At 37.8% G+C, this 21,552-nt stretch carries 19 protein-coding genes; 8 read left to right on the top strand and 11 right to left on the bottom strand.

Annotated elements, in window-relative coordinates; genetic code table 11:
* Positions 1-3: 3 nt before the first annotated feature.
* From QM524_RS16325 to QM524_RS16280, 10 genes are all read right to left on the bottom strand, one after another.
* A complete protein-coding gene (locus tag QM524_RS16325; RefSeq protein WP_283345388.1) occupies positions 4-1,134 on the bottom strand; it encodes an efflux RND transporter periplasmic adaptor subunit in 1,131 nt (376 codons plus the stop codon).
* 412 nt (positions 1,135-1,546) lie between these two features.
* Positions 1,547-1,879 (bottom strand): hypothetical protein, encoded by a 333-nt coding sequence (locus tag QM524_RS16320; RefSeq protein WP_283345387.1) that lies wholly within the window; start codon positions 1,877-1,879, stop codon positions 1,547-1,549.
* A gap of 371 nt (positions 1,880-2,250) precedes the next feature.
* Complete coding sequence (locus QM524_RS16315) at positions 2,251-2,511, bottom strand: DUF4834 family protein (RefSeq protein WP_283345386.1); 261 nt, start codon at positions 2,509-2,511, stop codon at positions 2,251-2,253.
* A 320-nt stretch (positions 2,512-2,831) separates the two neighbouring features.
* Positions 2,832-4,040, bottom strand: a complete 1,209-nt coding sequence (gene mraY, locus QM524_RS16310) for a phospho-N-acetylmuramoyl-pentapeptide-transferase (RefSeq protein WP_095164149.1) — start codon at positions 4,038-4,040, stop codon at positions 2,832-2,834.
* 168 nt (positions 4,041-4,208) lie between these two features.
* A complete protein-coding gene (locus QM524_RS16305; protein ID WP_283345385.1) occupies positions 4,209-5,669 on the bottom strand; it encodes a UDP-N-acetylmuramoyl-L-alanyl-D-glutamate--2,6-diaminopimelate ligase in 1,461 nt (486 codons plus the stop codon).
* A 40-nt stretch (positions 5,670-5,709) separates the two neighbouring features.
* A complete protein-coding gene (locus QM524_RS16300) occupies positions 5,710-6,705 on the bottom strand; it encodes a coiled-coil domain-containing protein (RefSeq protein ID WP_283345384.1) in 996 nt (331 codons plus the stop codon).
* 392 nt (positions 6,706-7,097) lie between these two features.
* Positions 7,098-9,221, bottom strand: coding sequence for a penicillin-binding protein (locus tag QM524_RS16295; RefSeq protein ID WP_095164145.1), 2,124 nt, complete (start codon positions 9,219-9,221; stop codon positions 7,098-7,100).
* Between the two features lie 137 nt (positions 9,222-9,358).
* Positions 9,359-9,745: an FtsL-like putative cell division protein gene (locus QM524_RS16290; protein ID WP_095164144.1), complete on the bottom strand. Its 387-nt coding sequence runs from the start codon at positions 9,743-9,745 to the stop codon at positions 9,359-9,361.
* A 23-nt stretch (positions 9,746-9,768) separates the two neighbouring features.
* Complete coding sequence (gene rsmH / locus QM524_RS16285; RefSeq protein WP_095164143.1) at positions 9,769-10,680, bottom strand: 16S rRNA (cytosine(1402)-N(4))-methyltransferase RsmH; 912 nt, start codon at positions 10,678-10,680, stop codon at positions 9,769-9,771.
* 241 nt (positions 10,681-10,921) lie between these two features.
* Entirely contained in the window at positions 10,922-11,812 is an 891-nt protein-coding gene (locus QM524_RS16280; RefSeq protein WP_283345383.1) for a geranylgeranylglycerol-phosphate geranylgeranyltransferase, read from the bottom strand.
* Between the two features lie 512 nt (positions 11,813-12,324).
* Between QM524_RS16280 and bshA the strand changes: the two genes are divergently transcribed.
* The 3 genes from bshA (at position 12,325) to QM524_RS16265 (ending at position 15,876) form a co-directional block, all read left to right on the top strand.
* Positions 12,325-13,482 carry an N-acetyl-alpha-D-glucosaminyl L-malate synthase BshA gene (gene bshA, locus QM524_RS16275; RefSeq protein ID WP_283345382.1) on the top strand — a complete coding sequence of 386 codons (1,158 nt, stop codon included), beginning with the start codon at positions 12,325-12,327 and terminating at the stop codon, positions 13,480-13,482.
* Positions 13,483-13,743: 261 nt separating this feature from the next.
* Positions 13,744-15,033 carry an NAD(P)/FAD-dependent oxidoreductase gene (locus tag QM524_RS16270; RefSeq protein WP_283345403.1) on the top strand — a complete coding sequence of 430 codons (1,290 nt, stop codon included), beginning with the start codon at positions 13,744-13,746 and terminating at the stop codon, positions 15,031-15,033.
* Positions 15,034-15,246: 213 nt separating this feature from the next.
* A complete protein-coding gene (locus tag QM524_RS16265; RefSeq protein WP_229242219.1) occupies positions 15,247-15,876 on the top strand; it encodes a sterol desaturase family protein in 630 nt (209 codons plus the stop codon).
* A gap of 278 nt (positions 15,877-16,154) precedes the next feature.
* On the opposite strand, the gene folK is transcribed toward QM524_RS16265, so the two are convergent.
* Positions 16,155-16,655: a 2-amino-4-hydroxy-6-hydroxymethyldihydropteridine diphosphokinase gene (gene folK, locus QM524_RS16260; RefSeq protein WP_283345381.1), complete on the bottom strand. Its 501-nt coding sequence runs from the start codon at positions 16,653-16,655 to the stop codon at positions 16,155-16,157.
* A 138-nt stretch (positions 16,656-16,793) separates the two neighbouring features.
* Between folK and QM524_RS16255 the strand changes: the two genes are divergently transcribed.
* The 5 genes from QM524_RS16255 to QM524_RS16235 all read left to right on the top strand — a co-directional run bounded on the left by QM524_RS16255 (position 16,794) and on the right by QM524_RS16235 (position 21,536).
* Positions 16,794-17,354, top strand: coding sequence for a YqgE/AlgH family protein (locus QM524_RS16255; protein ID WP_095164138.1), 561 nt, complete (start codon positions 16,794-16,796; stop codon positions 17,352-17,354).
* A gap of 411 nt (positions 17,355-17,765) precedes the next feature.
* The gene (locus QM524_RS16250) at positions 17,766-18,281 is read left to right on the top strand and encodes a hypothetical protein (protein ID WP_283345380.1); all 516 of its coding nucleotides are present in this window, start codon (positions 17,766-17,768) and stop codon (positions 18,279-18,281) included.
* A 48-nt stretch (positions 18,282-18,329) separates the two neighbouring features.
* A complete protein-coding gene (locus QM524_RS16245; RefSeq protein WP_166579574.1) occupies positions 18,330-19,457 on the top strand; it encodes an amidohydrolase family protein in 1,128 nt (375 codons plus the stop codon).
* Positions 19,458-19,588: 131 nt separating this feature from the next.
* Positions 19,589-20,149, top strand: a complete 561-nt coding sequence (locus tag QM524_RS16240; RefSeq protein ID WP_283345379.1) for a hypothetical protein — start codon at positions 19,589-19,591, stop codon at positions 20,147-20,149.
* 151 nt (positions 20,150-20,300) lie between these two features.
* Positions 20,301-21,536, top strand: coding sequence for a 3-phosphoshikimate 1-carboxyvinyltransferase (locus QM524_RS16235; RefSeq protein WP_283345402.1), 1,236 nt, complete (start codon positions 20,301-20,303; stop codon positions 21,534-21,536).
* Positions 21,537-21,552 lie beyond the last annotated feature (16 nt).

Here is a 21,552-nt window from a genome sequence, read left to right as displayed (position 1 = left end):
CTACTAATGAGAATCTGTTTTAGAAAGCTCTTTGGCAATGGTTTTGAGTGCTACAAACTTCGGTTTGATTTCCGAACCTTCTTTTAAATTTTGAATACCATCATATACCACTCGGTCGTCTGTGTTGAGTCCTGAGTCTACGATATAGAAGTGAGGTAAACGTTTGGAGGTTTTAATAGCCCTAGATTTTACTTTGTTTTTGTTGTCTACTACATATACATACATGCGATCTTGAATCTCAAAAGTAGCTTTTTGAGGAATAATCATCGCATTGCGGTAGCGTTGCAAAATACGAACTTTACCTGTCGCACCATGTTTGAGGATTTTTTGAGGGTTGGGAAAGCGTGCACGAAAGGCAATGTTACCAGTGCTTTTGTCAAATTCGCCTTCACTGGTTTCTACATGACCTTTGTAGTCGTGTTCTTCGCCATTGGCTAGTAAGAGCGTTACTTGCGGAGCTGTATCTTTTTGCTTTCGAGCATTATCGGCAAAGTCTAAATATTCTTTTTCAGAAACATCAAAATAGGCAAAAACTTCATCGTTTTTAGAAATCGTTGTCAACAAAGTTCCATCTTCCATCAAACTCCCAGGTTTATTTGGAATACGGTTGACAATACCATTAAAAGGTGCTTTAATTTGAAGATATGTTAGTTTGATTTTGGCAAAAGACTCATTGGCTTGAGCTTCTTCTACCTTGGCACTGGCAAGCTCTACTTTATTTTGAGCGAGTTCGAGTTCAGTTTTTGAGACAACGTTTTTATCAACTAATTTTTTTACATTACTAAAGTCGAGTTCAGCGGCTTTGAGTTCGGTCATGGTACTTCTGACTACTGCCTTGGTACGCATGTACTCTTCCTTCAATTCGGGGTTGTTGATGGTAAATAACAACTGACCTTGTTGGACATATTTACCTTCGTCTATGTAAATTTTTTCAAGATAGCCTTTGATGCGTGCTCTGATTTCTACATTTTGAACCGCATTGATTTCGGCTACATAGTCATTGTGTAAAAAAGTATCCACCACAATTGGGGAGGTTACTGTAAAGTTTTCAAGCGTGATGTCAGCTTTTTCTTCTTTTTTGTTGCAGGATGCCAATAGTACACAAAGGCTGGCTGCGAACAGAATTCTCTTCATAATTTTTCTATTTGTCTGAATGAGATAATCTCTAAGTGGTCTAAGGAGAGACTTTTCCTTATCCTTTGAGCTTATCAATGTATTGAATCAAAGTGCTTCTTATTGCTTTGGTTGAGAAATATGCTGTGCTAAAACCATTGATTGAATGGTCTTTATAAACAACATGCTTACTTACAAACTGTAACAATTGTATAAATTCAAGATTATGGAAAGGAGAAATTATGAGCTATAGCCTACTACGCTGAATAGAAAAGTAGCTGGAGATGCTCCGACAAGCATCTCCAACAGTTGTTTTTTGTTTGTTGATTAATTGGATGAAGTATAATTCAAAAAGTATCGTTTTCTATTTCAAATCCTTGAAACAGTGGCTGTTTTTTGAATCTAGTAGGTATTCTAGTGGAAAGATATTATGTTATAACCGAGGAGGAGGCGTAGATCGCTTTTGTTCTACACCATAATAGTTTAAGGAATATCCAGTTGTGATTCGAGTCAAAATTGTGCTTCCTAACCCATTACTAGTTTCTTCAAACAAACTCAAATTTATTTTGTACGAAAAATCTTGATTTTCGTCTTCTTCATTTGAATCAGAAGTCGTTAGGTCAAAATCATCCGACGAATGTTTTGTTTGTTGCGAACTAAGAGGAACTACTTGGAAAGATTTGTATGAGCATTTTAGCGTATAAAATCTTTCTTTTGTACAATTTTGGCCACTGTAAGCTACAACTGAATTAATGTGTACGAACATCAATAATAGAATGAAAATAGAAAATATTATATGTGATTTATACTTAATCATTCTACTGATTTTTACAAAAATACGATTTTATAGTTGATAAAAGTCGATGTTTGTTATATTTTTTAGATAAATGGATAAAAATAGGATTTAAAAAGCCTGTTTTTATCGATGAAAATGATGTTCGTTGGCAAAATAGGTATTTAAAAATTGATTTGGTGATATTTGAATTATCCAATTAATCAAACACTTAATAATCTTTTGGTAAAATGCTTTGGGCAGTCAGCTATCAGTTCAATAAATTCTTTTCTAACACTAGAAAAGAAAATACCTTATAAGCAGTATTGTTCATTGCTGAAAGCTGACCACCAATAGCTGAACTATTATTTCACTTCTTCGTAATCGATATATTCGCCACCATTAAAATCATCAGAGTTTTTGCCTGACTTTGGGGGCATAAAATCCACATCTACTTGACCATCACGTTTTTTAGGACGATTGGTGCTCGTATTGGGATTGTATTGTTGTTGGAATTCCTGTTGGGCTTTGTTGATTTGTGAAACCACAAAGCCTTTCAATGCCCATTTCAATAATTTCGGAAATACAAAGAAAATGAGCACTACTATAAGAACGAATTTGAGCATTTCAATAAACAGTTTTGATAAATGACCGATAAATTCCCATGAATGGATTCTTGGGCTTTTGACATCAAAGTTAATCAAATGTTTAGTTGACTTTATGGCTAATTAACAAGTTTTTATAAACGGTTGTTTGATTAGACCATAGGTATAAACAAAGGTATCAATGCCGAATGGCTTTATATTTGGAAGTGAACCTCCATCATGATGGACATAAAAAAAGGAGTTAACGTTGTGCGTTAACTCCTTTTTAAGTGAGAAATCTGTCACAACCGAATAACAAATGTCTCTATTTCTTGGGACTAAAGATAGTCAATCCTTTATTTCTAACGTAATTTTAAGGTTACCAGCGATACCACAACTAAGATGATACATACAATCCAGAAGCGGGTTACGATTTTAGATTCGTTGTATCCTTTTTTCTGATAATGATGATGAAGTGGTGACATTAAGAAAACACGGCGTCCTTCGCCATACTTTTTCTTGGTGTATTTAAAGTAACTTACTTGAATGATTACGGATAAGTTTTCGACCACAAAAATACCACACAATACAGGAATCAGCAGCTCTTTACGGATTACGATGGCCAATGTTGCAATTACACCACCCAACATTAAACTACCCGTGTCGCCCATAAATACTTGTGCAGGATAGGCATTATACCACAAAAACCCGACACATGCTCCCACAAAGGCGGCACAAAAGACGGCCAACTCTCCACTGTTTGGAATAAACATAATATTGAGGTATTGTGAAATAACCTTATTACCCGATACATAAGCCAAAATCGCTAAACCAATACCGATAATCACCGAGGTACCTGCTGCTAGTCCATCAATACCGTCGGTAATGTTGGCACCGTTTGAAATAGCCGTAATGATAATAATAACCACAAGAACATATAGGATCCATGTGTATTGATCCATTGAGTCTGGTAACAGGTAACTATAATCAAATTGGTTATTCTTCAAGAAAGGAACCGTAGTGATTAAGTCTTTTGAGTCTGTAAACTTTTGAACTTCACCGATATTAGCGGCAATAGTCGCTTTTTCGTAAGTACGTACTTTGATATCGTCATTGAACCACATCGTGAGCCCAACAATTAGTCCAAGTCCTACTTGCCCAACTATTTTAAATCGTCCTGAAAGCCCTTCTTTATTTTTACGAAATACCTTAATATAGTCATCCAAAAAGCCTACTGCGCCTAACCATACGGCTGTTGTAATCAACAAAATAATGTAGACATTATGAAGCTTGGCAAAAAGCAAGGTTGGAACCAACAGTGATAACAAAATAATAAAGCCACCCATAGTAGGTGTACCTTTTTTTTGCATTTGTCCTTCAAGACCCAAATCGCGGATATCTTCGCCGATTTGAAGTTTACGGAGCATGTTAATAACCGTTTTTCCCCAGATTGCTGCAATACCCAATGAGGTTATAGTTGCGGCAATAGCGCGAAAAGTGATATATTGAAATACCCCTGCCCCTGGGAAATCAAAATGTTTATCTAAATAATCAAAAAGATAATAAAGCATGGTTCAGTGGATAGAAATTTGATGAAAAGGGATGTTTATTTTGTCAAATTTCTACTTTTTTATTGAATAAACTTGGTTAAAAAAGGGAAAAGTTTTGCCTGAGTATGAGCATTGAGCTATCTGTAAGACAATTTGTCTTTTAAATCTGATGCTATCCTCAAGTCTGGATTATATGCCAAAGGCTTCTCGGATGATAACTCTATCGTCAAAATCGTGTTTTACACCTTGGATATCCTGATAAGTTTCGTGTCCTTTGCCTGCTACCAAAATAATATCGCCATTTTCAGATAGTTCATTAATGGCAAAGTGAATCGCTTCTTTACGGTCGATAATAGTTTTGGTTTTTTTGAAATCGATAGGAGGGACACCTTTTTGCATTTGCGCCAAAATCTCCTCAGGGTCTTCAAAACGAGGGTTGTCTGAGGTCAGAATAACTTTGTCGCTGAGCTCGCAAGCTATTTTTGCCATAATTGGGCGCTTGGTCGCATCACGATTTCCTCCACAGCCTACAATCGTAATGACTTGCTGATTACCATCTTTGATTTGCTTGATCGTCTTCAAAACATTTTCGAGCGCATCTGGTGTGTGCGCGTAGTCTACAATCCCAACTTTGCGTGTATCAGGCGAAACGATTTGCTCAAAACGTCCTGGTGCAGTTTGAAGACTCGACATATTGATGAGTACTTCGTCTTTATCTTCACCCAAAAGTATCGCAGCACCATAAATAGCCATAAGGTTATAGGCGTTGAATGTACCGATTAATTGGAAGTGCACTTCTTTGTTGTCAATCTCCATTTCCAAGCCATAAATACTGTCTGAAACAATACGACCTTTTACAGTGGCAAGTGTTTCGAGCGAGTAAGTATTGATACTGGCCTTGGTATTTTGTACCATCACCGAGCCACGACGGTCGTCGATGTTTACTAAGGCAAAAGCTGTTTTTGGCAACATATCAAAGAAGCCTTTTTTGGCTTTGATATAATTGTCGAAAGTTTTGTGAAAATCTAAGTGGTCGTGGGTTATGTTTGAGAAAATGGCTCCTGTAAACGATAATCCCGTAATGCGATGCTGTACAACGGAGTGTGAACTCACCTCCATGAATGCATAAGTACAACCAGCCTCTACCATTTCGGCCAATAGCTTATTCAAATTGATAGAATCGGGAGTAGTATGAGTAGAAGGAATAACGGTATCGTCGATTTGGTTTTGAACCGTCGAAATCAAACCGCAGCGGTATCCTAATTTTCTGAAAAGTCTGAATAGTAATGTAACCGTTGTTGTTTTGCCGTTCGTCCCAGTAATCCCTACTAGCTTAAGTTTACTGGAAGGATTATCATAAAAGTTGGATGAAGCATACCCCAAGGATTCTGCCGAATCGTTTACTTGGATATAGGTTACGGTTGAGTGAATCACTTCTGGCAGGTCTTCACAAAGAATAGCGCTTGCGCCTAATTCTATAGCTTTTTCGATGTACGAGTGACCATCAGTTTGAGTGCCTTTTAGGGCAGCAAAAAGCGTTTGTGGACCAACCTGACGAGAGTCGATGGTGAGTTGCGAAATCTCTACTTCGGGATTACCCAAAACAGAGATTATTTTTACTTGTTGGAAAATTTGTGTAACTGTTTTCATAAGGTAACATAAAAAGCGCTTTGTGAGCGCTTTTCAGGAATTATATAAACTTTTTACTTTTAATCGCAGGAATCACTTTCGAGTCAATCAAGAATAGTCGTTGTTTGTGGCTACCTACTTTGACATAGAAGTTGATTTTGAGCGGAACATCAAAAGAGCCTTTCTGAATTTTAATACTCAGAGGGCGTTCGACGCCGTTTTGCTTTGATTGTTTTTGGATTTCTTCAATATCTTTACTCGAAAATTCTTTCTTTCCTATAATGCGTTGATTCCCAAGGGATAGCTCTACGAGAATATGCTCAGCGCTACGGATTTCACGACTGAGCGAATAAAATACCCCAACTTCAGTAATTTTCGATTTGTTATTGCTATTGCTCAGGTCGTCGTCGGCATCATCAAAACCGTTGGCATAAAAACTCACGTTGGTAATAGTTACATGAAGTTTATCGTCGAGAGATTCTATGACATCATTGGTTTCTTTCAGCTCAAATTCAAGCTTTTTTACCTCATTTTGCTTTTGAGCAAGTACATCTTCTAGCTGATGAATGGTGGTATTTTGCCCTGAAATAATACTGTCTTTTTGTTTGATAATTTTCTGGAAACTAGTGATTTTAGTTTCGTATTCACCAATTGTTTTATTCAAACGAACCTGTAATTCATCTTTTTCTCTCGAAAGCTGATTGATTTGTCGTTGGAGCATTTGTACTACCTCTCGACGTTGTTCTTCGCTTTGCTCCTTACTTTCTTTTTGAACTGTCTCAAGTTGTTGTTTTAGCTCGTCGATTTTGCGTTGCTTTTCTTGAATTCCATCTCTATTATCCTGAATATCTTCTCGGAGTCGTCCCATATCAGTATTGATGGTTTTGATTTCCTCAGTATTCATTTGCATCTGACTCACTTGGAGTTGTGCTTGGATGTATTGATGATAAAGAAAGTATCCTAGGAGTAGACCTGCCCCAGCTATAACGCTGTTTCGTATGGTCTTATTTTTTTGTGGTGGTTCGGTTGATTGTGGGTTCGGCACAAAAGATGTCATGCGATTAATGGCTTGATAAATAGCTTGTGATTTTTGATACGGGAAACTAAAAATACGAATATTTACCTACATAATTGAAAAAATAGCAAAAAATGCATTAATACGCTCTAGGCTATAAGCCGTAGGCGTTAGGCAAGCACAATATTTAGCCTATGGCATACAGATGCTGCCTGAAGCTCCTATTATTTCTGTCTTCAAATAACGAATTACGATTTAGGGTTGTACGAAGGAATTCTAATTATTAAGGATTTGGGATTTCTGATTTCGGAAATAAAGTAAAATACCTCTATTTTTTACAAAAAATAAAAGCTTACACTTCCGAAATCCAACATCCGAAATAAACAGTTTCATATTCCTTCGTACACGACTAATTATGATTAACTAATAACGTTTTATTGAAGGACAAGCTCTATTGTACGCCCCGAGGTAAAGTTTGAGCCAGGAGGAATACTTTGACTTGCTACTTTGCCTATTCCTTTCACTCTTACTTTCAAGCCTTTATTCTCTAACACATACATGGCATCGCGCAAAGACATACCACGGGTGTCGGGAACGCGGTTCTTCTTATTGTATTTGATTTCGTAGTTGAACGAGTTTTGACTATCTTGTTTTACTGCTGTCCAGCCTTCTGTTTGAGGGCTTGTTTCGATGGACATTTCATCATTGAATGCCTTAATATCTGAAGAATGCGCAATTATTTTTTTCTTGGCAAAATTTAATTTTGAGCCGTCCTCTTTAATCAACAGCTTGTGCATTTGAATATCATTGGCATAAATCTTATCTGCAATTTCCTTAAAAACTGGCGCACAAGCATCACTTGCATAAAGGGCTTCTAGCTTAACCCCACGAGGATTATCAATCACAACTGCAATACTATATTTGGGCGATTCGGCAGGGAAGAAACCCATAAATGAGGTATAGTACATTCCCTCACGGTATTTACCATTAACAAGTTTTTGAGAAGTACCCGTTTTCCCAGCAATTTTGTACATAGGATTGTTGATATTTTTGGCAGTGCCATGTTCAACAACTCCTTCTAGCATTTTACGAACTTTTTCTAGGGTCTTTTCTGAACATATTGGGTCTGGATAAACGGTTTGCCCAACATGAAAATCTTGCATCACCTCATCTGCAATTTTAGTGCTTTTCACAATAATAGGCTGAATCCATTTGCCATTATTGGCTACAGCATTGTAAAAAGTAAGCATTTGCAATGGCGTAATGAGTTCGCCATAACCAATGGAGTTCCAATACATGGCTGTTTTGTCGCCCGCTTTTGGCTCGTTGATGACGGGTGAAACATCTGGTTTTAGCTGAAATTTGAGTGGCTCATTTAAGTGAAACTTTTTGAGATACTCATAATATTTTTTCTGCTTGGCATCGCCAAAATATTTCTGCATCAAGCGCATAATTCCTACGTTGGAAGATACCTCAAAAACCTCTTGTGCAGGAATCGTCCCATGACCACCTTTTTTTGAATCTTCGGTGGTGAGGGTTCCGATTTTGATGGTACCGTCGCCAGTATTAACCAATTCTGTATTTTCCAAACCGCCTTCTTCCATAATGGCAATCATTGATGGAAGTTTGAACACCGAACCAGGGTCGGTACGATTGAGCACGGCGTGGTTGTAAGTTTCGGAATAGTAGGAACTATCTTTGCCAACTTTTGAGAGATTGGTCATTGCTTTGATTTCGCCAGTGGCTACTTCCATCACGATTACGCAACCTTTGTCTGCACGGTATTTGCGAAGTGCATTCATGAGCGATGTTTCGGCAACGTCCTGAATATTGACGTTGAGCGTACTATGAACATCTAGTCCTTGTACGGGAATACTTTTTTCGCCACCTTCTACAGGTCGCCAGCTTCCTCCGACAATTTTTTCGAAGACACCTTTGCCAGATGTTCCCGAAAGCTCAACATCGAAGGCATTTTCGATACCTACTTTTTCTTTGTCTTTTTTGTAGCCGATGGTTCTTACACCCATTTTTTCAAATGGATTGTAGCGAACATTTACTTTTTCAAATACGACACCTCCCTTATACTTACCAGCTCGAAATACGGGCCATTTTCGCATTTTCTTAACATCTTGATAAGAAATCAAGTCATTGTTGAGAACGATATAGGTGATTTTACGGCGTCTTGCAAGGTCAATTTGAGAGTAATATTCTTCAGCGGTTTTATCATGATAAAAATTGGCCAAAAAATGACAAAGTGAGTCTATTCCATCATCATAGATTTTGGCATTTTTTTTATTTCTTCTACTTACCAAAGGGTCAAAGCCCAACTTGTACTTGGGAAGAGAAGTAGCTAATAAACTACCATCGTCGGCAAATATATTTCCACGAACAGCCTCAATCGTACGCTCTTCTACATAAGACATTTTTGCTTTTTCACGCCATTTATTACCCTCGATAGTTTGTAGAAAAAATATCTTCCAGATAATACCCGCAGCCAATAAGAGCATAAACAAAAACATAGCACGAATACGTATGACGATGTCTTTCTTGATATTCATAACAAAGGGATTATTGATTGAAGAGCTTATAAATATAGGCTCGACGAGATTACAAAATGCTTGATAGATATAAACTTCTATTGGTTGAGTGCCTTATTACGTTTTGGACTTTAAGCCATAGGAATTAGGCTTAAAGCTTACCAATCTTTAACAATGATTTTGGTAGGAGGGGTTTTGTTTTCCTCAATGCCCATAGACTCCACTCTTTTGATGATTTCAGACTGTTTTCCTGCTTTCATAAAATCAGCTTGTTGCGTGGTATAGTCAGCACGTAGCTCTTCTACTTCAGCTTTGGTTTTGTCTATTTGGTGAATCAAGCTCTCCGAGTGTAGCGATGACGCAATGTAGAGGACAATCAAAAACGATAGCCAAAGTAAATAGCGCAATTGATACGCAGGGAACTCCCCCCCAAGGAGGCGATCCATGTTGAAAATTGTATCAATAATTGAAAATAGCCCCTTGCCATTACTCTTGCGAGTAGAGCTAGATTTGGGTGTTACATTCTTCGAAACGTTTCTTGCCATTGTTGGGAGAAGGTTGAGAGTCGTTACTTAGACAATGTTGCAATACGAAGTTTGGCGCTACGAGAACGGTTGTTGCGAGCTAATTCGTCAGCAGAAGCCTCAATAGGTTTGCGAGACACAGCTTCTAGCGGTTTGTCAACAGTTCCGTAAACGATGTCTTTTTGAAGTTCACCATAGAAGTTGCCTGATTTGATATAATTTTTCACAAGACGGTCTTCTAACGAGTGGAAAGTCATAATACATAAACGACTGTCGGTATCGCGCAATAGTTCTGGGGTTTGTTCAAGGAATTCTTGAATGACATCCAATTCCTGATTCACTTCGATACGAATGGCTTGGAATACCTGTGCAAAATAACGGAACTCCTTAAATTTTGGCGCATATTTTTCCAAAATTGCTTTAAGTTCGCCCGTAGTATTGATAGGCTGATTCATTCGTTCTGAGCAGATAGCACCAGCAAGTGTACGAGCATTTTTGATTTCGCCATACATACCAAAAATTTTATGCAGTTGCTCTTCAGGGTACTTATTGATAACAGTATAGGCCGATACTTCTGCTTTTTGATTCATACGCATATCGAGTTCGCCGTCAAAACGAGTTGAAAACCCACGAGTTGGCTCGTCGATTTGGTGCGATGAAATACCAAAGTCAGCCAATATCCCGTCTACTTGTTTGACACCGTGTAGGCGAAGATATTTTTTGATATATCTAAAGTTGGCTTCAATAAAAACTAAGCGTTTATCGTCAATAAGATTGGCATTCTTTTTAGCATCTGGGTCTTGGTCAAAAGCATAGAGTTTGCCTTTTTCTCCAAGTTTTTCCAAAATTGCTTTAGAGTGCCCGCCTCCACCAAAAGTGACGTCAACATACACGCCATCGGGGCGTATATTGAGTCCTTCTACGCACTCATGAAGCATTACAGATTCGTGATACATGATTTTTTAGGGTATGAAGTGATTAAAGCGAGTTGTTTAAGGGATAAGTGCCAAAGGCACAAGGCATAAAGTGAAAGTTATTTGAGTGCTTGATTCCCTCTAATAACTCTGTGTCTTTGTGCCTGTTCCCTTATTTCCATAAGGACTACTTTTTTCTCTGGTTAATAAAAGACCAATTCCCACAAAAATACAGAAAAACTTATCAGCATTCTAGTGCAATTTGAGAAACCTTTTTTCTTTCCTAAGCCAGCATCATACTAAGCACGCCGAGTATCATGAGAATTTTGCAGGCATTACTCAAAAAAGCAAAATCTTTTGATTTGTCTGCATATACCAAGCGGTAGGTCAAAAAGGCCAAAGGAAGCATCAATGCCATAAAAACATATCCAATACGGCTATGTGGAAGCTGAGTTGCCAAAATGAAAAGTAAAGCTGTGAAGATGGCGATAAGGCCATAAAGGAGTAATTTGGTGCGGGCGATTCCCCAGATGATTGGTAAGGTTTTGCAACCATGTTTTTCGTCACCTTTGAGGTCTTCCATATCTTTGATAATCTCTCTGATTAAGGTGATTTCAAAGGAGAAGATTGCATAAATCCATACCTCGCGCTGATGCCCAGGGTAGTGTACTGCCAATACCAACAACGAAAATCCCGTGAGAATGGCAATCATTAAGTTACCCCAAAACGGCAAGCGTTTCAATTGATTGGAATATAACCACAAACAAAATACTGCCAAAAGGTTGACCAAGAAGACTTTCTTACCCACAAATAAACCTAAAAGAAGTCCTGCTACATTGAAGATTTGATTGATGACCATAGCCCAACGACGTTTGATATATCGCCCAATCACTACCCGATGAGGTTTGTTGACTAAGTCTATTTTGATATCATAATAGTCGTTGATAATATAGCCAGATGCAGCAATAAAGAGCGTTGAAAGCACAATAAGAGCCAGCTGGTAGTCTAGAAAGACGTCGATTACATTACTCCACGTCAAATCTGCTTCTAGGATTAAGAAGATTCGAGTGAAGTATTGGGTAAAAGCAATAATCAGCAAGTTAGGCCATCTAATAAGCCGAACAAATGCCAAAATTGATTGTCCCAAGGTGACTTTGTGAGAAGTATCTTTCATGAAAACAAAATTACGCGCTTTGTTTTATATGTTGTAACGAGTTGACGAGGTTATCTGTTAAAAGCCAATCAAGAAAAAATCTACTATTTTTTACAAAATAGATTTATTAGCCACTTGCAATATGGTCAATTATCTACCTAACATGAATACCCTTGAAGAAATTCTATCAGTTGGGGAGAAAATTTTGATTTTTCGGTGTTGTATTCTCAAATCATCTTTTACCAAAGAAGGAGGAAAATTATAAATTACGTTTGTCAAGCAAAAAGTTTTTCAAGATTCATGATAAATCTGTTGTCCTTTTGGCTTATTCCCAAATGATTACAGCCCAGAGATTAAGACTCTTGGCTAAATGATGATACCAAATGGTAACTGTTCCATAAATATTATTCTATTTTGTAATTTTAAACAGTAGCGAGTAATAAAAAGTGATTCTTATTAGATTGTTCGTTATTTCGACAATCTAATGTGAAGTACATCAGACTACCATCAAACACTCAATCTCAAGTAATTCAATGAAAATCGGAATAGTATGTTATCCCACTTATGGCGGTAGTGGTGTTGTAGCCACAGAGCTTGGAAAAGCACTTGCCAAAGCAGGGCATGAAGTACATTTTATTACCTACAGTCAACCGTCGCGTTTAGATTTTTTTAATGAAAATATTTATTACCACGAAGTAAGTGTATCAAGTTACCCTTTGTTTCAATACTTGCCGTATGAGTCGGCTTTGGCGAGTAAAATTGTCCATGTGGTATTGACTGAAAAGCTCGATTTGTTGCACGTACACTATGCGATTCCACATGCTTCGGCAACGTATTTGGCAAAGCAAATTCTGAAATCTAAAGGTGTACATATCCCTTTCATCACGACGCTTCATGGTACTGATATTACCTTGGTGGGCAAAGATCCGTCTTTCGAGCCAGTGGTAACTTTTTCAATTAATGAGTCTGATGGGGTAACTGCCGTGTCTGAAAGTCTCAAAAATGATACTTATGAGGAATTTGAAATTATCAGTAATATTCAAGTGATTCCGAATTTTATCGATTTAGAGCGTTTTAAAAAACTCAGAAAAGACCATTTTAAAATTGCCATATGTCCTCATGGCGAAAAACTCCTCATGCATACTTCCAACTTTAGAAAAGTAAAACGTATTGAAGATGTGGTGAGAGTTTTTCATTTGGTAAATCAGAAAATACCAAGCAAATTGCTATTAGTGGGCGATGGCCCTGAGCGTACTTCTATCGAAATGCTTTGTCGTGAGTTAGGTGTACAAAACGATGTGCGTTTCTTGGGTAAGCTCGATGTTATTGAGGAGGTTTTGTCATTGGCAGATATCTTTTTATTATTGTCAGAAAAAGAAAGTTTTGGTTTGGCAGCACTTGAGGCAATGGCGTGTGAAGTACCTGTGATTTCGTCAAATGCTGGCGGTATTCCAGAGGTAAATGTACATGGAGTAACGGGCTTTATCAGCGAAATAGGCGACGTAGAGGATATGGCCAAAAATACCATTTATATTCTCGAAGATGAAGAACGTTTACAAACCTTCAAAAGTAGTGCCCTCGACAGAGCCAAAGAATTTGATATTGCGAATATCTTACCGTTGTATGAGCAATATTATGAGCAAATCACAGCAAAGAGCTGGAAGTTTCCTGAAAAAATGTTCGTAGATTAGGGCAATTGTGTCAGGAGGATGTGAGAAGTTAGTCATATAAAAAATATAGCGCATAGATATACTTACAAAATTGAGCATGATGACGATTGGTTTTGTTATGCTCAATTTTACGGTGAAAAATGCTAAATAATTTCAGATTTCGAGCCAAAATGCTCTATCTAAAATTTGAGATTAAAACTATCATTAAAAACTTTTGATCCTTTAATAACTAGACTGAATATGTTGAAAAATACTTATGTTTCAACATATTCATTGATGCCTATGACACCCAATATTCCCGAAACTACCAAAAAGCGTGTGGTAATCATTGGCGCAGGATTTGGTGGTTTGAAAATTGCCAGAGACCTAGCCGATAGCGAAGACTTTCAGATAGTGTTGATTGATAAAAATAATTATCATCAATTTCAACCTCTTTTCTACCAAGTAGCCACCGCAGGCTTAGAGCCATCAGCCATTTCATTTCCGCTAAGATTGGCCTTCCATTATTACAAAGATGTTCATGTTCGTATTACCGAAGTTACCGAATTGCGTACCGACTCGCAGGAGATTATCACGCAATTGGGCGCTATCAGTTATGACTATCTGATTTTGGCGATAGGGGCAGATACAAACTTTTTTGGACAAAAAAATATCCAAGAAAAGGCTTTGCCAATGAAGTCGGTAGGAGAGGCCTTGGGTTTGAGGAATCGCTTGCTAGAGAATTTTGAAAATGCCTTGGTATCTGACAGTGATGATGTTCGTCAAGGATTAATGACAGTGGTAGTTGTGGGTGGAGGCCCTACTGGTGTGGAAGTATCAGGTACTTTGGCTGAAATGAAACGCCATGTATTGCCGAAGGACTACCCTGAATTAGATTTTGATTTAATGAAAGTATATATCGTTGAGTCAGGAGGGGAATTGTTGGGGCCGATGTCAAAAAATGCGCAAATCAAATCGAAGGAATATCTGGAGCAATTGGGGGTTAATGTTTTTCTAAATACCCGTGTAACCGACTTTGATGGTAAGTATGCGTATTTGAACAATGGTGAAAAAATCCGTACGAATAATTTAGTTTGGGCAGCAGGAATTAAAGCTAACTTTATCGAAGGACTAAATCCTGAAATATTGGCTCGCGGAGGACGAATTAAGGTAAACAGATATAATCAGATAGAAGGTCATCAAAACATTTTTGCCATTGGCGATGTTGCCTTTATGACCGAGGATGCTTATCCAAATGGTCACCCACAGGTGGCACAGCCTGCTATTCAGCAAGGAAAGCTATTGTCAAAAAACCTTCCTAGACTTTTAAGAGGAAATCCATTGGAGGAATTTACCTATAAAGATTTGGGTTCTATGGCCACGGTTGGGCGCAACTTGGCAGTTGTGGATTTGCCTTTCTGGAGATTTCAGGGGTTTTTTGCATGGTTGACATGGATGTTTGTACACCTAATGTCGATTGTTGGGGTTAAAAATCGCCTTTTGATTTTTATTAACTGGTTGTGGAATTATGTTACCTACGATCAATCTTTGAGACTCATTATAAAACAAAAATCACCCAAAGCCGAGGATTAACGGAGAATAAAACAGATTAGAACAGTATGAAAAAATGATGAATTGTGATAAAAATCAATAAAAATTAGGAATTAGGAACTTTAAAAGTTTGTATCTTTGTTGTTATAATTCAATAATAAGACCTCATTCCTATTAAAATTATTGTTTTAGTGCAATTTTAATAGAAGGACAACTCATCATGTATATTACGATATGGAAGCGAATCAGAAAAAAATGAGACCCAAAAACAGTGGTACCAAACAATTGTTTGAAAACCCAATTCTAGAGAAACTGTCGAGAACTCACATTGCTGTTCCTGTAACGATGTTCTTTGTATCTGGAGCGGTTTTAGGGTGGTATGCATTTACTTACACAGATCTTTCAAATGGTTTGATTGGTTTGCTGTTTGGTATTGGTGCTATCACATTCACTTTTATCGAATACTGGGTACACAGAAGTGTTTATCATATCGACCCAACAACTGAGGCTCGTGCCAAATTCCAATATGTAGCTCATGGCGTTCACCACGAATATCCAAAAGATAAAACTCGTTTGGCTATGCCTCCTGTATTAGCTATTGTAGTGGCTGTAACCTTGTTTTCAGTATTTTTTGTGTTGATGGGCGAAGCTGCCTATGCATTTTTCCCAGGATTTATTTGGGGATATGCTAGTTACTTGTTGGTTCACTACGCTGTACACGCGTATGCGCCACCAAAAAATTTCTTGAAGCAACTGTGGATCAATCACGCAGTACACCATTATAAAGATGGTAACGCAGTGTTTGGTGTATCCTCGCCACTTTGGGATTATGTTTTTGGGACAATGGACACCATGGACAAATCAAAAGTTTCGGAGAATTTGTAAGAAATATAGATGAATTGAGTGCATGAGTGATGTATTTTTAATGCACTTCATCCTTTGAGACGCAATATTTGCGTTTAGAGGTTTGTCATCATAAGTTATAGCATGAAAAAAGGCGGTCGAAATAAGTTTTTCGATCGCCTTTTTTTGTGATTCGTTCTTGATATTTCTCCTTGTAAACAAACTTTTCTTTAAGGGATAATTGATTAGTTTCAACCATCATCCCTAATGAAGTGAGGTTACTTCCGAAATCCAACATCCGATATCCGAAATAGACAGTTTTATAATCCTTCGTACACCTTAATCCAACCACTATCAGGGCAATCCTGTAGCATTTGTAAGGTTGTTTTTTGTAAAATAGGATGAACCCAATCGGGAGCAACATCTGCAAGGGGCACTAGCACAAACTTCCGCTCTTGTACGAATGGATGCGGAATTACCAATCGAGCATCGTTAATGATCAAATCATCGTAATAAATAATATCAATATCGATACAGCGTTCGCCCCATTTCTCTACTCGTACTCGTCCTAGCTCATTTTCTATTTTTTGGATTTTTTCTAAAATCTCGTGTGGAACGAAGGAAGAATTTTCAATTTTTAATATCAAATTCAAAAAACCTGCTTGATTTAAGTTGCCCCAAGGCTCAGTTTCATAAATATTTGAAATAGAAAGATTTGTACTTATGTTTTGTCGGATAAGTTGTATCGCCTGATTCAAATTCTCTTCACGATTGCCCAAATTTGAGCCTAGAGACAGAAAAAGCGTTTGGAGTTTTGGCACTTGCATTGTATTTTTAATATGTACGATTAATACTGATACGTATATCAGCCATGAAAATTTTGGTGCTTACGCTATTGCCAGAAAGCATTACAAAGTTAGTTTTTGTAGTACTAGTTTAACACTCAAACGTGGAATATTATGAAGAACAGGATTGTAAATAGGGGTAACTTGCTTATTTCAGAGCCTTTCTTGGGCGACCCTAATTTTGAGCGAAGCGTAGTGTTAATTTGTGAGCATCATAATTCCTACGGGTCTTTTGGTTTGGTGCTCAATCAAACCTCTAATCTAGTACTGGCGGATGTCCTAGAGGAAAATGTATATCCTGATGTTCCCTTGTTTATCGGTGGACCTGTTCAGCAAAACACCCTGCATTTTGTGCATCGCCGACCAGATTTGATTGACGGTGGACAAGAGTTGCTCAAAGGTGTTGTATGGGGTGGAAATTTCGAGCAAGTAAAACGTCTTTTGAATAATGGCGTGCTTCACCCTGAAGATATTCGATGCTTTTTGGGCTATTCAGGTTGGAGCGGAGGTCAGCTCAAAGACGAACTCGAAAAAGATTCGTGGATTGTGGCTTCGGCGACTTCTGAAATCGTATTTGATACACCTTCCGACTCTTTTTGGCGAACAGTTCTTAAAGGCATGGGGGGCGATTTTAAGGTAATGGCTAATTATCCGACAGACCCAAGATTGAATTGATTTTCTGTAGAAACGTAACTTTTTACGTGTTATACAACCAAAAATATCTTTTTGACATTTTACAAAGCAGCCGACACAGATATTTGTCGGCTGTTCTTGTTTTAGAGACAAAAATGTTAAACTATCTAAAAATGGAATGATTCTGGTAAGAAAATGTTTTACTTAGAGCAATAATTCAGAATAAGTAAAAGAAGTTATTAGTCTTATTACTCGACAAACAGAGTAAGGGGCATTTAGGTCTTTAGACTTGGTTACTCACTTTATTAATAAAGTTGTAAACTATTTAAAAATTAAGTCCAAAGCGAAGTCTTGAAATGAGAACTGGCTATACTTCCGAAATCAAAAAAAACAAATTCGAAATAGGTTAAAAAGTTCACAATTCATCATTCACTAATTCATAATTAATCAAGCATGACCGACCCAAACGAACTGTCTGTATTTGAAGATGATCCAGATATCCCAGAGTTTACTACCATTTTTACCAAAGCTCAAGACCGTTATATGCTGTTAGTTGGCGCTTTGGGAGCTTTGCTGTATATGGTGTATTTTTTAAACCAAGCAGAATTATGGTCAGGACTTGGGATGTTGCTACTATCTTCTTATTTGGGGTGGACGTATGTCAAGCATAATAAACCACAACCTAAAATTATTCTTTCGCAAGAAGGCATACAATTGGTTGGACAACCTTTTGTCTCTTGGGCATTGGTACATGGGTTACATATCAAACCTGAGGTGAAGAAAAATGTCTATACTGAAAATCTTATTTTTGTCAATAATGGACGAATCCAAGAAATACCTCTCAGTCAACTCGATATTACGGCTTGGCGCTTAGAACATTTACTCGAAATATACCAAGGTCGTTTCCGTTATGGATCTGTTACGATTTTACCAGACAATCTGGACGAATCTGAGCTGACAAATGACTAAATGCGAACTTATCCCTTTATGATTATCTGAAATAACCCCTCAAATCTTATGAAATCCAATTATTTACTACTGTCTGCTTTACTACTGAGTATGAGCTCTTATGCTCAACAAATTACGGTGAATTTTGAAGAGTACGAGCCAAAATCTACTTTGGTGGTGCCCGAACATATTACCACAAAAGCCAAATTTCCTTTTATTGATGTTCATAATCATCAGTGGAATTTACATGAAGAAAAAGAAAATTTGGACAAATTGATTACTGAGATGAACGCCCTCAATATGAAATTGATGGTTAATTTGAGTGGCAGGGGTTGGACAAGTGACGAAACAAAAAGTACTCAAACGTTAAGTAAACAAATCGAGCAGATAAAACAGTATTATCCAAGTCGTTTTGCGGTATTTACTAACATTGATTTTGCCAATATCAATACCAAAGGATGGACTGAAAAAGCGGTAAAAACACTTGAAGATGATGTAAAACTCCGCGGTGCAAAGGGTTTGAAAATTTATAAAAACCTTGGCTTTTCGGTAAAAGATGGTGATAAATTGGTGCGTGTCGATGACCCACGCTTAGACCCAATCTGGAAAAAAGCTGGCGAATTAGGGATCCCTGTACTAATTCATACGGCTGACCCAGAGCGTTTTTGGCAACCAGTTGATCGTTTTAACGAGCGCTGGCTCGAACTCAAATTGCACCCAGACAGAAAGCGAAATGCAGGCGAAAAATCAAATGACTTTACGTGGGAGCAACTTATTGAGCAACAGCATAATGTTTTCAAGAAAAATCCTAAAACTAATTTTATAGCGGCACACATGGGTTGGTACCCAAACAACTTACCCAAATTGGATAGTTTGATGGACGAAATGCCAAATATGTATGTTGAAATAGGGGCAGTGATTGCAGAGTTGGGTCGTCAGCCACATACAGCTAAAAGATTTTTTGAAAAACGTCAAGACCGAATTCTTTTTGGAAAAGACTCATGGGTGCCTTCTGAGTATGCGACTTATTTTAGAGTATTGGAAACCAACGACGAGTATTTTCCATATCATAAAAAATATCATGCTTTCTGGAGAATGTATGGCTTAGGTCTTTCGGATGGTATTTTGAAAAAAGTTTATTATAAAAATGCCTTAAAACTTATCCCAGGATTAGATAAAAGTCAGTTCCCTGAATAGGAGGAATCGTTATCTGTTAATGGAGTATCTGTTATTGGATAATTGAAACCTGATTATGGAATAAAATATAACTAGTCGTTTGATGTTGTAACAGATATACCGTTAACTGATAACATCTTTAACATTACACCATGAGATTTTTGCTAGTATTATTATTGAGTTTAATGAGTTGGAGTGTTTTGAGCCAAAATACTCGTTTGGGGCGTATCCGAAAAGTTATAGATAGTACGGGCAAATACACACCTATTAAATATTTGGCCATTGAGCATGCAAGAGGCTATGGACAAAAGTTGCGATTCTTTGAAGAAAGCGATATTTCATTTCAATTGATTGGGAAAAATATACGATTTACAGGACGAATCGAGCAGATTGCTGATAGTACTTTTTTCTTTACAGACGAAGATAGTCATATCACTTCCGAAATTGCGCTCAAAGATATCGATATGATTTTCTCACCGTATCGACATATCCCCTTCGTATCCAAAGGAGCAGGGACTATCGCAGCAGGTGGGGTGATGTTTTCTGTGATTGATGTACTTAATCAAGTTCAGCGTAATCAACCTGTAAAGCTTAGCCCGGGGTTATTGGCCTTTAGTGGGGTATGTATTGGAATTGGTCTTATTGCCAAACCGCTTTCGTATCCTAAATATAAAATCAGCCAGAAACGGCGCTTGGTCGTGCGATTCATGTAACAAATTAGGAAAGATTAGGTTCATGGATTAATTTTGTTATTCTTCTGAAAAGAATCCAAACGCTGGCGTTTGCTAATGCTTTGGAAGATTCTAATTAACCAAATACACGATGCCAAAGGATGACTTTGACATCCACAATCCGACATTGACCTTGAAAAAGTTATTATTACACAAAGTACAACAGTCTTTCCAAACGGAAATTCCTTTACCGTCTTCAAAATCAGAATCTAACCGTGCTTTGATTATCAACGCACTTGCCAAAGGGCATGATAATTTGTCAAACTTGGCAGAGGCTCGTGATACGCAAACCATGATGCGTTTATTAGCGTCCAATGACCCTATTGCTGACGTTATTGATGCTGGTACAACCATGCGTTTTTTAACAGCCTATTATGCGGTAACTGGTCAAATCAAAACCATGACAGGCACACCTCGTATGTGCGAGCGCCCTATCGGTATTTTGGTAGATGCCTTGCGCGAGTTAGGTGCTCAAATCGATTATGTAAAAGCTGAAGGCTATCCTCCATTACAATTAAAAGGTTTTGATTTTAAAGGAAACAATCGTTTGGCGATTCGTGGCGATGTAAGTTCACAATATATTTCGGCATTGTTGATGGTAGCGCCTTTGTTGCCAGAAGGCTTAACGTTGGAAATTACAGGTGAGTTGGGTTCGAAGCCGTATATCGAAATGACCTTGAAACAAATGGAAGCATTTGGTGTGCAAGTTCAAGCTGATTGGGATGCAAAAACCATCACAGTGGCGCCACAAACCTATAATCCTATTGAGTATGCCGTTGAATCTGACTGGTCAGGTGCGAGTTATTGGTTCTCAGTTGTGGCTTTGTCAGATAAGGCTGATGCTTCTTTGGAATTGCTAGGATTGAAAGAAAACTCTTTACAAGGCGACTCAGTAGTTACTGACATTATGAGTCACTTGGGCGTGAAATCAGAGTACACGGGTCGTGGGTTTAAATTGACTAAAATAGAGCCTGCTACTTCATTAGAATGGGATTTTACGAACTGTCCAGATTTAGCACAAACGATTTGTGTGGTAGCTGCTGCTAAAAATATCCCATTGACTTTGACAGGCATTGAGTCTTTAAAAGTAAAAGAAACAGACCGTATCATGGCGCTTCAAAATGAGTTAATTAAGTTTGGAGCTACCTTGAAAGAAGTCGAAACCAATCATAAGTACCAATTGACTCCTGCTGCAGCTGAGCGTCAAGCAGTGCCTGTATCAGTACATACTTACGACGACCACCGCATGGCAATGGCTTTTGCTCCATTGGCGTTGGTAGAAGATGTAGTAATCGAAGAACCAGACGTGGTCGTAAAATCATATCCAAGTTTCTGGAATCACTTATCTAAAATCGTAACGATTGAATAATGGTGAATGATGAATG

This window comes from Flectobacillus roseus (genome assembly GCF_030056595.1).
Classification (GTDB): Bacteria; Bacteroidota; Bacteroidia; order Cytophagales; family Spirosomataceae; genus Flectobacillus; species Flectobacillus roseus.
Note: the sequence above shows the minus strand (reverse complement) of the source record. Positions and strands in the feature narration are given on the sequence as shown.

Coding starts and splice junctions, on each gene's coding strand:
- QM524_RS16325 (WP_283345388.1), bottom strand. CDS start 1,134: ATGAAGAGAATTCTGTTCGCAGCCAGCCTTTGTGTACTATTGGCATCC.
- QM524_RS16320 (WP_283345387.1), bottom strand. CDS start 1,879: ATGTTCGTACACATTAATTCAGTTGTAGCTTACAGTGGCCAAAATTGT.
- QM524_RS16315 (WP_283345386.1), bottom strand. CDS start 2,511: ATGCTCAAATTCGTTCTTATAGTAGTGCTCATTTTCTTTGTATTTCCG.
- mraY (WP_095164149.1), bottom strand. CDS start 4,040: ATGCTTTATTATCTTTTTGATTATTTAGATAAACATTTTGATTTCCCA.
- QM524_RS16305 (WP_283345385.1), bottom strand. CDS start 5,669: ATGAAAACAGTTACACAAATTTTCCAACAAGTAAAAATAATCTCTGTT.
- QM524_RS16300 (WP_283345384.1), bottom strand. CDS start 6,705: ATGACATCTTTTGTGCCGAACCCACAATCAACCGAACCACCACAAAAA.
- QM524_RS16295 (WP_095164145.1), bottom strand. CDS start 9,221: ATGAATATCAAGAAAGACATCGTCATACGTATTCGTGCTATGTTTTTG.
- QM524_RS16290 (WP_095164144.1), bottom strand. CDS start 9,745: ATGGCAAGAAACGTTTCGAAGAATGTAACACCCAAATCTAGCTCTACT.
- rsmH (WP_095164143.1), bottom strand. CDS start 10,680: ATGTATCACGAATCTGTAATGCTTCATGAGTGCGTAGAAGGACTCAAT.
- QM524_RS16280 (WP_283345383.1), bottom strand. CDS start 11,812: ATGAAAGATACTTCTCACAAAGTCACCTTGGGACAATCAATTTTGGCA.
- bshA (WP_283345382.1), top strand. CDS start 12,325: ATGAAAATCGGAATAGTATGTTATCCCACTTATGGCGGTAGTGGTGTT.
- QM524_RS16270 (WP_283345403.1), top strand. CDS start 13,744: ATGACACCCAATATTCCCGAAACTACCAAAAAGCGTGTGGTAATCATT.
- QM524_RS16265 (WP_229242219.1), top strand. CDS start 15,247: ATGAGACCCAAAAACAGTGGTACCAAACAATTGTTTGAAAACCCAATT.
- QM524_RS16255 (WP_095164138.1), top strand. CDS start 16,794: ATGAAGAACAGGATTGTAAATAGGGGTAACTTGCTTATTTCAGAGCCT.
- QM524_RS16250 (WP_283345380.1), top strand. CDS start 17,766: ATGACCGACCCAAACGAACTGTCTGTATTTGAAGATGATCCAGATATC.
- QM524_RS16245 (WP_166579574.1), top strand. CDS start 18,330: ATGAAATCCAATTATTTACTACTGTCTGCTTTACTACTGAGTATGAGC.
- QM524_RS16240 (WP_283345379.1), top strand. CDS start 19,589: ATGAGATTTTTGCTAGTATTATTATTGAGTTTAATGAGTTGGAGTGTT.